General features: G+C 37.3%; 17 protein-coding genes. 6 read left to right on the plus strand and 11 right to left on the minus strand.

Annotation, left to right across the window (positions count from 1 at the left end; translation table 11 throughout):
* Nucleotides 1-13 precede the first annotated feature (13 nt).
* Nucleotides 14-667 (plus strand): ATP-binding cassette domain-containing protein, encoded by a 654-nt coding sequence (locus TW85_RS14900; RefSeq protein ID WP_046017934.1) that lies wholly within the window; start codon nucleotides 14-16, stop codon nucleotides 665-667.
* A gap of 3 nt (nucleotides 668-670) precedes the next feature.
* Nucleotides 671-1,174: a YgjP-like metallopeptidase domain-containing protein gene (locus TW85_RS14905; RefSeq protein ID WP_046017935.1), complete on the plus strand. Its 504-nt coding sequence runs from the start codon at nucleotides 671-673 to the stop codon at nucleotides 1,172-1,174.
* Nucleotides 1,175-1,236: 62 nt separating this feature from the next.
* On the opposite strand, the gene TW85_RS14910 is transcribed toward TW85_RS14905, so the two are convergent.
* Both TW85_RS14910 and TW85_RS14915 read right to left on the minus strand, forming a co-directional pair.
* Nucleotides 1,237-2,193 (minus strand): YHYH protein, encoded by a 957-nt coding sequence (locus tag TW85_RS14910; protein ID WP_052702231.1) that lies wholly within the window; start codon nucleotides 2,191-2,193, stop codon nucleotides 1,237-1,239.
* A gap of 3 nt (nucleotides 2,194-2,196) precedes the next feature.
* Nucleotides 2,197-2,577 (minus strand): hypothetical protein, encoded by a 381-nt coding sequence (locus tag TW85_RS14915; RefSeq protein ID WP_046017936.1) that lies wholly within the window; start codon nucleotides 2,575-2,577, stop codon nucleotides 2,197-2,199.
* A gap of 289 nt (nucleotides 2,578-2,866) precedes the next feature.
* Between TW85_RS14915 and TW85_RS14920 the strand changes: the two genes are divergently transcribed.
* On the plus strand, nucleotides 2,867-3,604 hold the full coding sequence (locus TW85_RS14920) for a dienelactone hydrolase family protein (RefSeq protein ID WP_046017937.1): 738 nt from the start codon (nucleotides 2,867-2,869) through the stop codon (nucleotides 3,602-3,604).
* A 51-nt stretch (nucleotides 3,605-3,655) separates the two neighbouring features.
* Here TW85_RS14920 and TW85_RS14925 read toward each other — a convergent pair whose 3' ends face one another.
* Entirely contained in the window at nucleotides 3,656-4,201 is a 546-nt protein-coding gene (locus TW85_RS14925; RefSeq protein WP_046017938.1) for a YaeQ family protein, read from the minus strand.
* A 479-nt stretch (nucleotides 4,202-4,680) separates the two neighbouring features.
* Here TW85_RS14925 and TW85_RS14930 point away from each other — a divergent pair, with 479 nt between their 5' ends.
* On the plus strand, nucleotides 4,681-4,911 hold the full coding sequence (locus TW85_RS14930; protein ID WP_046017939.1) for a hypothetical protein: 231 nt from the start codon (nucleotides 4,681-4,683) through the stop codon (nucleotides 4,909-4,911).
* A 141-nt stretch (nucleotides 4,912-5,052) separates the two neighbouring features.
* Here TW85_RS14930 and TW85_RS14935 read toward each other — a convergent pair whose 3' ends face one another.
* Nucleotides 5,053-5,511, minus strand: a complete 459-nt coding sequence (locus TW85_RS14935; protein WP_046018082.1) for a hypothetical protein — start codon at nucleotides 5,509-5,511, stop codon at nucleotides 5,053-5,055.
* Between the two features lie 214 nt (nucleotides 5,512-5,725).
* Between TW85_RS14935 and TW85_RS14940 the strand changes: the two genes are divergently transcribed.
* Both TW85_RS14940 and TW85_RS14945 read left to right on the plus strand, forming a co-directional pair.
* Complete coding sequence (locus TW85_RS14940; RefSeq protein WP_046017940.1) at nucleotides 5,726-6,910, plus strand: MFS transporter; 1,185 nt, start codon at nucleotides 5,726-5,728, stop codon at nucleotides 6,908-6,910.
* An 80-nt stretch (nucleotides 6,911-6,990) separates the two neighbouring features.
* Nucleotides 6,991-7,476: a glutathione peroxidase gene (locus TW85_RS14945; RefSeq protein ID WP_046017941.1), complete on the plus strand. Its 486-nt coding sequence runs from the start codon at nucleotides 6,991-6,993 to the stop codon at nucleotides 7,474-7,476.
* Nucleotides 7,477-7,688: 212 nt separating this feature from the next.
* Here the strand turns inward: TW85_RS14945 and aroC are convergent, their stop codons facing one another.
* From aroC to sixA, 7 genes are all read right to left on the minus strand, one after another.
* Nucleotides 7,689-8,780: a chorismate synthase gene (gene aroC / locus TW85_RS14950; protein WP_046017942.1), complete on the minus strand. Its 1,092-nt coding sequence runs from the start codon at nucleotides 8,778-8,780 to the stop codon at nucleotides 7,689-7,691.
* Between the two features lie 26 nt (nucleotides 8,781-8,806).
* Nucleotides 8,807-9,712, minus strand: a complete 906-nt coding sequence (gene prmB, locus TW85_RS14955; RefSeq protein ID WP_046017943.1) for a 50S ribosomal protein L3 N(5)-glutamine methyltransferase — start codon at nucleotides 9,710-9,712, stop codon at nucleotides 8,807-8,809.
* Nucleotides 9,713-9,856: 144 nt separating this feature from the next.
* The gene (locus TW85_RS14960) at nucleotides 9,857-10,645 is read right to left on the minus strand and encodes a hypothetical protein (protein WP_046017944.1); all 789 of its coding nucleotides are present in this window, start codon (nucleotides 10,643-10,645) and stop codon (nucleotides 9,857-9,859) included.
* A gap of 73 nt (nucleotides 10,646-10,718) precedes the next feature.
* Nucleotides 10,719-11,663, minus strand: a complete 945-nt coding sequence (locus tag TW85_RS14965; RefSeq protein ID WP_046017945.1) for a patatin-like phospholipase family protein — start codon at nucleotides 11,661-11,663, stop codon at nucleotides 10,719-10,721.
* The gene (locus TW85_RS14970; RefSeq protein WP_162197504.1) at nucleotides 11,647-12,420 is read right to left on the minus strand and encodes a DUF4892 domain-containing protein; all 774 of its coding nucleotides are present in this window, start codon (nucleotides 12,418-12,420) and stop codon (nucleotides 11,647-11,649) included. The genes TW85_RS14965 and TW85_RS14970 overlap by 17 nt, the downstream gene beginning before the upstream one ends.
* A 133-nt stretch (nucleotides 12,421-12,553) precedes the next feature.
* Nucleotides 12,554-13,423: an alpha/beta hydrolase gene (locus tag TW85_RS14975; protein ID WP_046017947.1), complete on the minus strand. Its 870-nt coding sequence runs from the start codon at nucleotides 13,421-13,423 to the stop codon at nucleotides 12,554-12,556.
* A 37-nt stretch (nucleotides 13,424-13,460) separates the two neighbouring features.
* Nucleotides 13,461-13,940, minus strand: coding sequence for a phosphohistidine phosphatase SixA (gene sixA, locus TW85_RS14980; RefSeq protein WP_046017948.1), 480 nt, complete (start codon nucleotides 13,938-13,940; stop codon nucleotides 13,461-13,463).
* Nucleotides 13,941-13,948 lie beyond the last annotated feature (8 nt).

Consider the following 13,948-nt stretch of genomic DNA (forward strand, 5'->3'; position numbering starts at 1 on the left):
TATTGAGACGAATGTGTTAAAAGTAAAAGATTGTCATTTAAGTATTGCGGGAACCCCTCTGGTGTCGGAGCTTTCCTTTGAAATAGATAATGGTCAGGTATTAACCTTAATGGGTCCAAGTGGTTGTGGTAAATCCAGTTTACTTAACTATCTATCAGGTACATTAGAAACAGGCTTTGAAGCTAAAGGCTGTATTGAGTTTAATCAAAAAAGAATCGATACACTGTGCACGCAAAATCGTAATGTCGGCATTCTTTATCAAACGCCTTTACTTTTCCCTCATATGACCAATTTAGAAAACCTCTTATTTGCTATAGACGCAAAGCAACAGGGTCTTACCTCAGCGAATAAAAAGAAACTCGCCATGTCTAAACTTGCTGAGCTTGGCCTAGAAACCAAGGCTAATAATTTACCAAACTCATTGTCTGGTGGTCAGCAGGCCAGAATAGCGCTTCTGAGAACCTTACTATCGAGTCCAGACTATCTTTTACTCGATGAGCCCTTTAGTAAGCTTGACCCTGAGCTAAGACAAAGTGTTCGTCGCTTTACTCTTGAACAAATTCAAAAAGCCAACATTCCCACTTTGCTTGTTACCCATGACGAAGACGATTTCACGGCTATGGGTGGAGAATTAATTCAAATGCAAAATCTTAGTAATCATTCCTAAATTATGAATCAGTTAAAATACATCAGTGCTTACCCAAACCATTTACAAAACCAAATTCAAACTTTGATTGATCAAGATAAGCTCGCAAATTATTTGTTATCGCGATTTCCCGAACCTCACAAAATTACGAATGATAAAGCCCTAAGAGATTATGTTAGTAACCTTAAAAACCAGTATATGAAGAAGTCAGCTAACTTAAGTAAAATTCAATACGACAATAAAATACATCTGGTTAATAACGCTTTAGGCATGCACTCTTATGTATCTCGTATTCAAGGAAATAAACTAAAGAGTAAAAATGAATTACGTATAAGCACCCTATTTAAAAATGCCCCTATCCAGTTACTTAACATGATATGTGTTCATGAACTTGCCCATCTTAAAGAAAAAGAGCACAACAAAGCCTTCTATCAACTTTGCCAATATATGCTAAGTGATTACCATCAACTTGAGTTTGATGCCCGTGTATACCTTACACAAGTAGAATTTTTGGGTGAAATTTACTAATGCAGCCCGAGAGCTGCATGTCATGGGAAGAGATTTTTAACTTATTTACGAGAAAGGATACGCTAGTGATTTGTTCTAAAAGATCTATTTGGAGTCCCCGTCCAACAACGAGATAAGAATGGATGATCTTTTGTTAAGAAATAGGCATAACTCCCTTGAGGAAAATCATTTGAATAAGTAATTGTGCCATTACACTCATCTAAATCACCAGCACCTTTTACATACTCCCAATCTTGGTTGAAGGTGCCGTCATACTTACCATCAGGATTATTACTTCCGCCAGGCCTTACTCCCTCCTTTAATCGATACGAAGAAGTCAGCATTTTTACGCCATCACCTAAATCACCCGTTAGTGCATATACTGGATATCCATCTGCCGCCCAACCGATTTGTGGTGAATGCTCTTTAGCACTCCAGCCAAGTTTTTGTAGTAATCCGACAGGTAAACCATGGTAATGATATGCCCCTGTTGGTTGTACATGAGCATTGTTTTCATCCAGCCCTAGAGGAAGAGCACCACCGAGAGCATCATAATTCCATCCTCCTCGCTTACCTTTCCAAAACTCAGCTGTTTGCGCTTCAAAAGGAACACCATTCATAGCGACGCCCCAATACCAACCATCAGAGGGGGTAACACGATACGATTGTGAGGGTGTTGTTGTCATTTCAAAGCGATAATCCCTAGCTTTAATACGGTTAGGGTTACCTCTATTGGGAAATGCTCCAACTTTGTGCTCAGGAATACCATTTGACACTATTACTCTTGTATTATGTTCAATACTTACTTGCATCAAGTTTGCTTCACTCAGAGAGGTGTTCGCTTTGATAAGAACGGCTTCACCTATACTTGTCTCAGTATGGCTTCTACTAGGAGGCCCACCTGAAAGCATACGCCCACCTTTTTTTCCTTTCGCATGTCTGTCTGAAAAATTGTGACTAGTTCCACCTGTACTAGAACAAGCTGATATAAAAACACTCATACCAGTAATTGAAACTAAAAGAGTCGTTTTATTCATCATAATTTATTCCATAAATGAGGTGGGTACTATGGTGACAGGGCCACTTCCTGCCTCACCAAAATCTAACACTAATGTGAAAATCTGAGGAAGACCAAGTTTATTCGTAACTTGCAGGCTCTGCTTATTACTGAAAAATACTTGAGAATCTGCCTTTATTTTAAGAGGAAGTCTTAAGCTTGTTTGAACCACACCAACATTGCTTTTGATTCTTTCCAAAACTAATGTTTTATGCCCTCTATTACTCAATGTCAGTGTGATATCAGCTTTTTTGTGTGTAAATTCAGCTTTATCTAGTTCAATAATAAGATCCGATGTATGAGACCCTGTATGAGCTAAGGTAAAGGAGCTGAAAACAAGTAAACTGAGTGCTAAAATTTTTCGCATTAGATATCTCTTAATTATTTATGACACATAATAAACCTTTGCTTTGCTTGTAAATGACTTCAGCATGTAAATTTTTTGTCATTTGTTATTAAGTATTATGCTAAGAATAAATAAGTTGCAGCTTGAATATTCACTTTGTTTAAAAAGCACTGAAGTCTATAGATTAGTAAGCGCTTTTGGACCTTTACGATTTAAGCTTACTCTGCATACCCTATCTATTTCGTGTGATATTGATTCAAACTCTTTATAATCCACCTTTAATTCTGACATTAGCTAATTAAGATAATTTATGATTACTCAAACTCAAACTATTGATTTAAACACTCCGACAGGTGTGATGCGCTGTACACAATATCGCCCTGTTGAAGAAGGTCAGTTCTCAAGTATTATTTTTTATTCAGAAATTTTTCAAAATACAGCACCAATAGAAAGAACCGCTCGTATCATGGCAGGCCATGGTTTTATTGTATTAGTACCTGAAGTTTTTCATGAGCTAAATCCAATAGGAACTGTCCTTGCTTATGATGATGCAGGCAAAGATAAAGGCAATGAAGATAAGTTTACTAAGACGCTAGAGTCACATGACACTGATACCGAAGCCATGGTGGACTTTCTAAAACAGCAAAGTTATTCAAATGGTCTAATAGGCAGTATGGGGGTATGTATTGGTGGCCACCTAGCTTATCGCGCAGCATTAAATAAATCGGTTTCGGCTAGCTTTTGTTTATATGCAACCGATATACATTCGAACACTCTGCCTTGCACAGAAGGAAACGACTCTCTAACACGAACTAAAGATATGGATGCAGATTTTTGCATGGTATGGGGGAGACAAGATCCACATGTTAGCCCTGAAGGCAGACAAAAGATTTATCAAAACTTAATGGAAACAGAGCGAAATTTCACTTGGCACGAATTTAATGCTCAGCATGCTTTTATGCGTGATGAAGGTGATAGATATGACGCCGAGGCCGCCTTTAAATGCTATAACCTAGCCACTAACTTTTTTCATACCAGACTTAAATAAAGATAAGGGGAACAGCTCATTACTGTTCCCTGCTTTGTATTAATGTAGCAACTAACGATAACTAGGTAGTAATGTACAAGAGCCAATATCTGAAGAGACCCATACTTCGCCATCTTGTATGGTGACATTCAATTGCATCGAACGCTGACACAATTTTTCTAGCTCTATCACTTCCGCTTCAGCAAACCTTAAAACTTTCAGATTCGTAAAACGCGATAATTTACCTTGATTCTGCTGCCACCAAATATCAGACTTGTCGTTATAATTAACTATGATGACATTCTCACCACGACCACATGCTTTTCTTAGACGTTTTTCATCTGGCTGACCTAAATCTATCCAGAGAGTAATATCGTCAGACAAGGTTTTTTGCCACAAATCAGGCTCTTCATCTGTGCTAATACCTTTGCAAAAAGACAATTGTTCATCGCCTGTTTTCTCATCTGCTAATAAAGCAAAGGTGATCAATCTAACCATCATTCTTTCTTCGGTTTCAGATGGATGCAGGGCAAGTGTCAGGTCATAACCCTGATAGTGAGATCTATCCATATCAGATACTTGAATACTTGCTTTGAAAACCGTTGATTTGATCGCCATTTTTACTACTTTTATAAAATAATGTTAATTAAATTAAGCATTTGAACATGATTAATCACTTATGCGTGGCATTGTACCTTAACCGATTAAATTTAATAGTCTTATCAATCCGTAAAAAATTAAGTTGAGCCCGATTCAGTGAAATAAACTGATTTATTCCTTAAGTATCAGGGTTATTTTTTTCACTAATAAAGATAATTTAGTTATTTGCATATAGCTTGTTGACATAGATTAATTATTCAAGCCTAATACTCATGCTTAATACAGGATTAAGCATCATCATTTCATTCACTTAACACGCACAGTTTGGAGGTAAATATGAATTTCTATCAAACTAATACATTTTGCTCCAATTCTGTTAAACGACATACACGTTAAACTGCGTACTAAGTAATCAATATTTAGCCGCAGATCCTATGCGGTGATTAAATACTATTAAAGCATATGGTCTCGGTTTTAATTAAAATCTGGAGATAACTATGACTTTTATTGCCCTATTAAACGCGATTAAAAACTACTTTGAACGTATTCACGCACAAAGAGCACTTAAACATTTAGACTCACACTCTTTAAAAGATATTGGCTTTTATAACGATGAAGGACACATACGCCCTTTGTCTGGTGATCTAGGTAGTCTTGCCAACAAAGTTAAGATTAGCACTAGAGTTATCAAAGAAGACGAGCCAATACCGCAGAGAAGTGATGGCTAAGCCAAGACTGCTTAGGTAGCCACTATCTAAGCAGCAAAACAATCTCAGCTTTGCTGAGTCGAATACCAAATAAACTGTGGTATTCATGTAAGCCGAATAAAGTCTTTTTTATTCGGCTTTTTTCTGGACTTTAAATAACACCTAAACTTCAGATAGAATTAAACTAATTTCTTCAAGGTGAGCTTTAATTTTTTCCAAGCAAAGCTCAGTTTCTACATCTTGCATTTCATTACCTTCCAGTAAAACATAACGATCCTGGTCAAGGTTTTCCATTCGAGAAAAGTAAAAAGATTCACGCCAGTACTTACAAGGCACAGCTTTAATGTTGAGATGTTTTTCACATTCGGATTCATCTTTCAAATAAGCAAATACACCTAATGCTTTATGTTTATAAGCTTTGATTGAAACCCCTTCTGGCCAATGCAGCAGTCTTATATCTAAATCACACTTAATATCTGCATTTTCTTTTTTCACATAGACCTTTTTAACTTCGAAAGAACCTCGCCATTTTGAAAACATCTCACTGTTAAAGATTTGATGCTCAATTTTATCAAAATTAGATTCGATTTTTTCTGCCGTCATTTTAGTTTTGTCAGTCATACTATGCTTACCTTTAATTCGTTCAACCATTAAGACTGGACAGCCTTAGCGTGGGGAGTGGTTGTAATAAATGCACCCAAAATTTGAGGGGCTACTTTACAATATTGCAGGCGCTAAGTTTGATGAGTTGTATTTATAACCTAATAAGTTTTTCTAACAAATTTACTAGGTTAAATAAGGTAGTATGCCCTTCCTGAAAACTTATAGGTCAATAATGCACCCCTCTATCTGGTCAGAAAAACGCTATTTTACTTACTTATCAGGTAGCATTTTTTCAACACAAGGCATTTGGATACAGCGTATGACGCTTGGTTGGATGTTGTGGCAAGAGTCACATTCTGAAAGCCTACTAGGTGCACTAGCCTTTTTACTATTTGTTCCATCAATTCTTCTTGGGCCATTATTTGGCGCTTTAGTCGATCGTGTAGATAGACGAAAGGCAGCGCTTACAACGAGTTTAGTACTGGCTTTAGTTTCTTTGAGTTTGGCATTATTGACACATCAAGAACTTATGAATGAGGCGAGCTTACTTTTCTTTGCTCTCATAATAGGTATCGCAAACAGTGCATACCAATCCATAAGATTATCTTTTGTACCAGAGCTTGTCAGCAAGGTTAATATGCCTAAAGCTGTCGCAATTAATGCAATCATTTATAACTCTTCTCGTTTTATTGGTCCCATGATTGCTGGTTACCTTATTAAGTATCAAGGGGATGCCGTCTCTTTATACCTAGTTGCAGCCTGCTATTTACCTTTAATTTTTGTTTTAAACAAACTAGCTCTAAATACTTATCAAGTAAAAAATAAAACTTTTACCTTTCTTGCTGATATTAAAGCCGGATTTAAATACACCTTAAAGTCAGATCTAATTTCAACACTTTTAATAGTTATCAGTATTTCAGCGATATTTGGCCGTGGCTTGTTGGAAATATTACCCGCTGCTGCTGACATTCTATATCAAGGAGGTGTTGAGGCTCTCGCATGGTTGAACTCAGCTGCTGGAGCCGGTGCTATTGGTGCTGGTTTAGTTCTTTCAAGGTTAGCTTCAAAACAACTTCTAACAGCCTTAAAAGTTGCAATTGTTTCGTCAGGCTTATTAATTATCTGTTTTAATTTTATGGCAAGTCTAGAGCTGGGTTTATTGTTAATCGCCCTTTTAAGTTTTAGTGCGACTGTCTGTGGTGTCAGTACCCAATCACTTATACAAGTAACAGTTGCTAGCGAATTTAGAGGAAGAGTCATGAGCTTATGGGGAGCGATAAATTTAGGAGGTGGTGCTATTGGGGGGCTGATTTTCGGAGTAACCACTGAATTTATTGGTTATCAACCAGCATTTCTTTTATTAGGCGCCATCTGTGTCATTATCTCTTTTATAAAGGTAAGAAAGATAAGACTTTAAGCATATTGCCTTTTATAGGAATACACTAACATTACTTCATGTAATACTATCATATAAAATCATTTGATTAGGTTATACGCATGAGCATATATGATATAGAAGTTACCCAAAGTAATGGCAACACATACCCATTATCAAACATAAAAGGCAATGTTCTCCTTATCATCAATACAGCTAGCCATTGCCGCTTTACACCTCAATATCAAGCGCTAGAAGAATTACACAAAAAGTACAGCCATCAGGGGTTGATGATTCTAGCCTTTCCCTGTAACCAATTCGCTAATCAGGAGCCAGATAAGGGAGATAAAATTGAAAGTTTCTGCCAATTGAATTATGGCGTCACCTTTGAGCTGCACAAAAAGATCAAAGTTAATGGACCTGATTCGACACCGCTTTATCAATACTTAAAGCAGCAAGCAAAAGGTATTTTTGGTACCCAATCGATAAAGTGGAATTTTACTAAATTTCTAGTTAACCATGATGGATCTATTATTGAACGCTTTTCCCCTAAAACAGATCCATTAAAACTGGAAGATAAAATTAAAATTTTTCTATCTAAACGCTAGAGAAGCTTCGAATAAGTCCTCACTCCTCAGCGTGTGGATAAACCTTTAAATTTATAGGGAGGTACGCAACTTAATCGTTATTCTATTGATAAGGTCCTCAAGATAAAGATGGAGCTTAATCTCAGTTTCCTCGGCGCTGACTAGTGGAATATTTAAATAGGCTTAGACATAAAAAAACTCGCCGAAGCGAGTTTTTTTATAATGCGATTATTTTAAGCTGTGATAATTGGTGTATTACAAACAACATCAGCATTTTGACCACGATGACGAAGAAGGTGATCTAGTAAAGTGATAGCTAACATAGCTTCGGCAATTGGCGTAGCACGAATGCCAACACAAGGATCATGACGTCCTTTGGTAATGACATCAGCAACATTGCCTTCTCTATCAATTGTTTTACCTGGCACAGTAATACTAGAAGTTGGCTTTAACGCCATATGTACGACAATGTCTTGCCCAGATGAAATCCCACCTAGTACACCACCTGCATGATTTGAGCTAAATCCTGTGGGTGTTAGTTCATCTCTATGCTGACTTCCTTTTTGCTCAATAACCTCAAAGCCATCACCAATCTCAACACCTTTAACCGCGTTTATTCCCATCATAGCTTTGGCAATATCTGCATCGAGTCTATCAAAGACAGGCTCACCTAAACCTGGCATCACATTACGTGCTACAACAGTGATTTTAGCGCCAATTGAGTCACCTTCACGTCTTAGCTCAGTCATATACTTTTCTAGCTGAGGAATAGCGTCAGGATCGGGGCTAAAGAATGGGTTTTCATACACTTGAGTTAAATCTTTTACTTCAAGTTTAATTGGCCCTAACTGAGATAAGAAACCATTCACTTCAATATTAAAACGTGTTTTAAGGTATTTCTTAGCGATCGCGCCCGCTGCAACCCTCATTGCTGTTTCACGCGCAGAAGAGCGGCCACCACCTCTATAATCTCTAAAACCATACTTTTGGTCATAGGTATAATCAGCGTGAGCTGGTCTAAATGTATTTTGGATATTACCGTAATCTTTTGATCTTTGGTCTGTATTTTCAATTAAAAGACCAATAGACGTTCCCGTTGTTTTACCTTCAAACACACCAGAAAGAATTTTAACCTGATCCGGTTCACGTCTTTGAGTGGTATATTTTGAAGTCCCGGGCTTACGAAGATCTAGATCTTTTTGTAGATCTTCTTCTGAGATTTCTATTCCAGGTGGGCAACCATCAACAATTGCACCTAATGCAATGCCATGGCTTTCACCAAAGGTAGTAACTTTAAACAGAGTTCCAAATGTATTACCTGACATAAACTCGCTTTGCTCTTTTTGTATAATTAAAGTGAATGAGTGATTAGATCATTTTTTGATATAACAAAAACACCATTACCACCCTGCTCCAACTCTACCCACATAAAGGGGAAGTCAGGGAATGCTTCTTGTAACGCTATTTCGCTATTACCCACTTCATAGACAACGATACCGCCATCATGCAGGTGATCTACCACTTGTGTTAAAAACTTACGTGTAAAATCTAATCCATCAAAACCTGACGTCAGTGCTAGTTCAGGCTCTTGATGAAACTCTTCAGGCGCTGTTTGATAGTCATCTGCGTCCACGTAAGGTGGATTACAAATAATCAGATCATATTTACGCCCTTGTAAGCTATCAAACATATCTGAATGAATAGCTTCAACTGTCTCTTCAACCTGATGCTTTATGATATTTTCTTTAGCGACAGACAATGCAGGTAAACTAATATCACTGATATCGACTTTAGCACCTTCAAAAATTAATGCCGCCGTAATACCTAGACAACCACTTCCCGTACACATATCTAAAATGTTAACTGGATACTGTTCGAGCCAAGGCTGAAATTCATCTTTAAGCAATGCCATAATAGGTGATCTTGGAATTAAAGTGTCTTTGCTTACCTTAAAAGGTAAACCCATAAACCAAGCTTCACCTAGTAGGTATGGCAAAGGTGTTCGTTTAGAAATACGCTCATTAAGCAATTTTAAAATGCGTTTTTTCTCATCAATTGTAAGCTTACAATCCATCAAATCTTTATCGAAGTCTAACGGCAACTTCAAAGCACCCAGTACTAAGTTTACAGACTCATCCCATGGATTATCAGTTCCATGGCCATAAAAAAGATTAGCTTGGTTAAATCGGCTAAAGCTCCAACGAATAAAGTCTTTAATGCTTGATAAATCACGTAGAGCGGATTGTCTATTACTCATTAATTACTGCTTCACAATGTCAAAAGGAAACCATTATACCTTGTTATCAACTGACCTTTATCACTTTTCTTCATTAAATTAAGCATTGCTTTCATCTAGAAACAAAAACCCATAAAAAGAGACAAACACTTGAGATAAAAGAAGTTATTTCGGCTTTCTTTGTTCAACCTTCTGCTGAAGTTGAATTAGCTCTTTCAGCTGTGAAGTCAATTCGTTTACATTGTTTTCATGAGTTTTAGAGATCAACTCTTCGATCTTTAAAGCCTGTCTATTCAGTTGTTTAGCCTGTACTTCAAGTTGAGCTTTTAAGTTTCCTCTTTCCTCTTCAAGCAAATTTACTTTTAGCTCAAGCTTACTGTGATCTAATTCTTTTTGTGACAAATTAAGCGTCGCTTCTTTAATCTGAGACTTATCATGTTCTGACTGAGTCTGAGCAACTTTTAATGTTGTTAATGTCTCTTGATACCTTTGCTCAAAATACTCAATTTTTTTACGATCTGACACACTTTGGACTTGAAGCTGCTGTATTTCATCTTGCTGCTTTTCAATGTCTTCCGCTTGATTTCGGGCTAACTCTGAAAGTGACAAATATTGTCCATGGGTAGCATCTTTTTTAAGAGATTGCTCATTTTTCTCTTGATGCAACCTCTCTTCTAACAAAGACTCAAGATCTCGGCTTATATCTCTTTCAAACTTTTTAAAACTTGGCATAAATACAGATGACAAATCTTTAAAGCTAGCCTCTTGTTGTTCTTTATAAAGCTCCTCCCAATCTGTAATTGCTTTCAGAAATGTCGTGTTAGAGCATTTACGCCCGTCTTTTTTTAAAAAATATTCAGTTAAACGAGGGATATTTGGAAAGTAGTTTTGCTCTAACAGTGACCAGCAGGCCAGAATAATTTCTTCGCGTGAGATATTAGCTTTACGAGCCATGGAAAGGAATTCCGTTTAGATAAATAGAATAATAATTATAAACTATTTATTTTATAGGATACAAAGATAAGCGCTATCCTATTTCTTCGAGGTGATTTAAAACTTTGATTGTTTCTTGATAACCGTACTCAATCATTTCATCAGCACGCCAAAACTCATAAAAGGAACATGCATCTTTAGAAAGACTCACGACAGCATCTGGGGGATAGCCAGCAACTTTATATTGCGTCAAAGAAGCCTGCATTGTTTCAAACATGGTGTTTATAATCTGCAGTCTTCCCCAATTTTCAGGTAAATGCTCTGTATCAAGACTCTTTTTGTTACCTTGCGAAGCTACTTTATCAGCTAAAAGGTCCTCAAAATTATCAAGAACATTAGCTTTAAACATATCTCTAATATTGGTAACCCAGTCTTCTGAGCTTTCTTGAGGCTGTTGGATATTTAAATTAGGCATCCCTTGTGAACCATTAAGATCTACCGCAACAATATAATCAGCATTGGCAGCAATAGTCGGGATGATGGGTAATGGGTTTAATAAACCACCATCAACATAGACTTTGTCACCAAGACGAACAGGCAAAATCAGTGATGGAATGGCAGAAGAAGCTCTTAAAGCATTGATTAGGGAGCCTGATTGAAACCAAGATTCTTTTTGATTAATCAAATCAGTCGCAATGGAAGTGAAGCTAATATTTAAATCTTCAATATTAGGATCACCAATAATATCTTTAATCTTGCTAAAAAGCTTATCACCTTTGATCGCTCCGGCATTGGCAATACTAATATCGATAAGCCTTACTGTTTCTAACCGTGTGAGACCAGATGCCCACTGCCGAAATGCATGAAATCTACCTGTTGCATAAGCACCACCAATAATGGCGCCAATAGAGCACCCTGCAATAGAGACAATCTCAAAACCTTGCTCTTCTAAAGCATCGATTACGCCAATATGAGCAAGACCTCTAGCGGCACCTGAGCCTAAAACTAAAGAAACTGTCTTTTTATTCTTTATTTGCATCACGGTTTGAAATCACTGTTACCTGACTTTCACCATATACTGGCTTTGCTTGATTTCCCAAATTTACGAAATGTATATGCTTTAGAGCATCTTCACTCAATTCAGCCTTAATATCTGCAATTTCTTTTTCACCTTTTATAAAGGATTCAATAGGAGAAAGAGAAGATTCAGTAGTAATCGCAAACACATAGTTCTGTATATCGGCTTGCCCATTAATGAACTGATTCAATGCAAATTTATTATCAAGATTAACTTGAAGGGCGATATTTACCTTGGATGTATCTAGCTTAGTTGCGACATTATCCAAGCGTAGCATGACATCCCCCGCCCCACGACGGTTCAAATACAAAACTTGATAGCCTGAACCCTCAGTAGATTCTTGCTCGACGACAAGTAAATATTGGTTTGCATCGGCACCATATAAGCGATAATCATTGAAGAAATTATTGGCCCAAGCATTACTACTACCACAAGTACGACCACTACATTCATACAGAATATTGCTTGAAGCTGTCATCTGCTTTCTATAAAAATCATAAATGGGTAACAGGCTCTCATTACGGCCAAATTTGAATAAAGATGAAGAAAGTTCACCTTGAATCTGTTTAGCTTTAATCGGGATCCAAGTTCGTGCAGACTTCTTCAGGTTAGCAAGCGGTAAAGCATAATCAACTTGAGAGCTCTGATCATGCTTAATGAGATTCGCACCTTTAAATTGTTCCAACGTTTGGTTTGAATAACCATAGGAAGAAACCAATCCTAAACCTAAAATACAAAGTGCTTTTAAATGCTTAGTGTTTATGAGCTGGCTAGAATTAGAATTCAATAAAATATTATTAATAACTCTCTCCTTAATACCCTTAGTAACGATATGCTTTTATAAATAAAACTTAGTGACTTGTTATAAAAGCATAAACCCTTTTCGCAACTTTTTGATAACTTTCATCTTCTAAGTGAAAGTGATGCCCGCCATCACACCAATTTAATTCGGCGGATTTAAAGTTTTCACACATTTCAATGGCTTGTTTTTGACACGCTTTAAAAATGCCTTGATTTGCTAATAACATAAGTGTTGGACAAGAAGCGCCTTTAATGAAAGCGGTTACACCTTCTTTATCCATACGGTATGGAGAAGGAAATGTAAGCTTCGGGTCATGACGCCATCGATAGCGGCCATCTTCTCCCTCAAAACTTCCACGCATTACTAGGAATTTTGAAGCATTATAACCAAGTTTCGTGAAGCCATTCATTCGTGCTTGAATCATGGCTTCTTGATTGTCATAACCCTTAGAGGCGGATCTATCAATGCTCATTTTATTAACGGCATGTTGTAACTGAGATACCCGTTGAGATGCATCTGAAGTTAGTGGGCCCAAATTGTCTAACATAACTAAGCCATGGACTTTATCAGGAGCAATAGATGCAACTAACATGGCGATAGAAGCTCCCATACTATGCCCAACAAGCCAGACTTTCGCATTCAAATTTTGTATGAATTGCACAACATCAAGTACATAGTCCCATAAATGATAAAACGCCCCATCAGGCCTATGATCTGATTTACCATGTCCGGCACAATCTAAACTGTACCAATGACAGTCAGGGATCATCTGAGTGCATCTCTCAAAACTTGCTGCATTATCAAGCCAGCCATGAAGTGCAACTACTTTATGATGAGCCGTTGTTAATACATCTTTCGGCTGAGTTTCAATAAAGGATAATTTAGTATGTTTTAATTCAATTTGGGTTTCACGATCCATCATATACAACTTAATACTAGTCTTATCAAAATAAGTGTTAACTATGCGCGTTTTCGACCCAACGCAATTGACAACATGCAGTAGCAAGAACCTCACCTTCAACGGCAGCAAGCGTCGCTGTTTGCATCATAAAGTCTGGTGGCAAAGGCATATCTGCTAACAAGTCGACCATTTGACTTGCAAAAGGTTCGTGAGTTATTAGCAAAACCGACTCTGCCTGTAAATTTGATAACCAAAGCGCAACCTCAATTGGTTTACCACTTGGTGTTATCTTGTCATCAGTCGCACTAACACCCGTATAATTAATAGCGTCTAAAAAATGATGTGCTGTTTGCTGAGCTCGTATATAAGGGCTCACAAAAACTTGATCAATACTCTCATTTTTTTGTTTGAACTTTAATGCTGTTGAGAGTACTTCCTGCACCCCCATTGCCGTTAAGTTTCTGGCCGCATCATTACCTAAAGTTGGTGCTTCTGCATTACCGTGACGCAAAATATATAAGCGCTTAATCCCCATATCCAAAA

Origin of the sequence: Marinomonas sp. S3726, assembly GCF_000967665.1 — a bacterium.
In the GTDB taxonomy this organism is placed as follows: Bacteria; Pseudomonadota; Gammaproteobacteria; order Pseudomonadales; family Marinomonadaceae; genus Marinomonas.

What these genes read in the sequence shown, in the direction of transcription:
- TW85_RS14905 (WP_046017935.1), top strand. Translation starts at nt 671, where the DNA reads ATGAATCAGTTAAAATACATCAGTGCTTACCCAAACCATTTACAAAAC.
- TW85_RS14910 (WP_052702231.1), bottom strand. Translation starts at nt 2,193, where the DNA reads ATGATGAATAAAACGACTCTTTTAGTTTCAATTACTGGTATGAGTGTT.
- TW85_RS14915 (WP_046017936.1), bottom strand. Translation starts at nt 2,577, where the DNA reads ATGCGAAAAATTTTAGCACTCAGTTTACTTGTTTTCAGCTCCTTTACC.
- TW85_RS14920 (WP_046017937.1), top strand. Translation starts at nt 2,867, where the DNA reads ATGATTACTCAAACTCAAACTATTGATTTAAACACTCCGACAGGTGTG.
- TW85_RS14925 (WP_046017938.1), bottom strand. Translation starts at nt 4,201, where the DNA reads ATGGCGATCAAATCAACGGTTTTCAAAGCAAGTATTCAAGTATCTGAT.
- TW85_RS14930 (WP_046017939.1), top strand. Translation starts at nt 4,681, where the DNA reads ATGACTTTTATTGCCCTATTAAACGCGATTAAAAACTACTTTGAACGT.
- TW85_RS14935 (WP_046018082.1), bottom strand. Translation starts at nt 5,511, where the DNA reads ATGACTGACAAAACTAAAATGACGGCAGAAAAAATCGAATCTAATTTT.
- TW85_RS14940 (WP_046017940.1), top strand. Translation starts at nt 5,726, where the DNA reads ATGCACCCCTCTATCTGGTCAGAAAAACGCTATTTTACTTACTTATCA.
- TW85_RS14945 (WP_046017941.1), top strand. Translation starts at nt 6,991, where the DNA reads ATGAGCATATATGATATAGAAGTTACCCAAAGTAATGGCAACACATAC.
- aroC (WP_046017942.1), bottom strand. Translation starts at nt 8,780, where the DNA reads ATGTCAGGTAATACATTTGGAACTCTGTTTAAAGTTACTACCTTTGGT.
- prmB (WP_046017943.1), bottom strand. Translation starts at nt 9,712, where the DNA reads ATGAGTAATAGACAATCCGCTCTACGTGATTTATCAAGCATTAAAGAC.
- TW85_RS14960 (WP_046017944.1), bottom strand. Translation starts at nt 10,645, where the DNA reads ATGGCTCGTAAAGCTAATATCTCACGCGAAGAAATTATTCTGGCCTGC.
- TW85_RS14965 (WP_046017945.1), bottom strand. Translation starts at nt 11,663, where the DNA reads ATGCAAATAAAGAATAAAAAGACAGTTTCTTTAGTTTTAGGCTCAGGT.
- TW85_RS14975 (WP_046017947.1), bottom strand. Translation starts at nt 13,423, where the DNA reads ATGGATCGTGAAACCCAAATTGAATTAAAACATACTAAATTATCCTTT.
- sixA (WP_046017948.1), bottom strand. Translation starts at nt 13,940, where the DNA reads ATGGGGATTAAGCGCTTATATATTTTGCGTCACGGTAATGCAGAAGCA.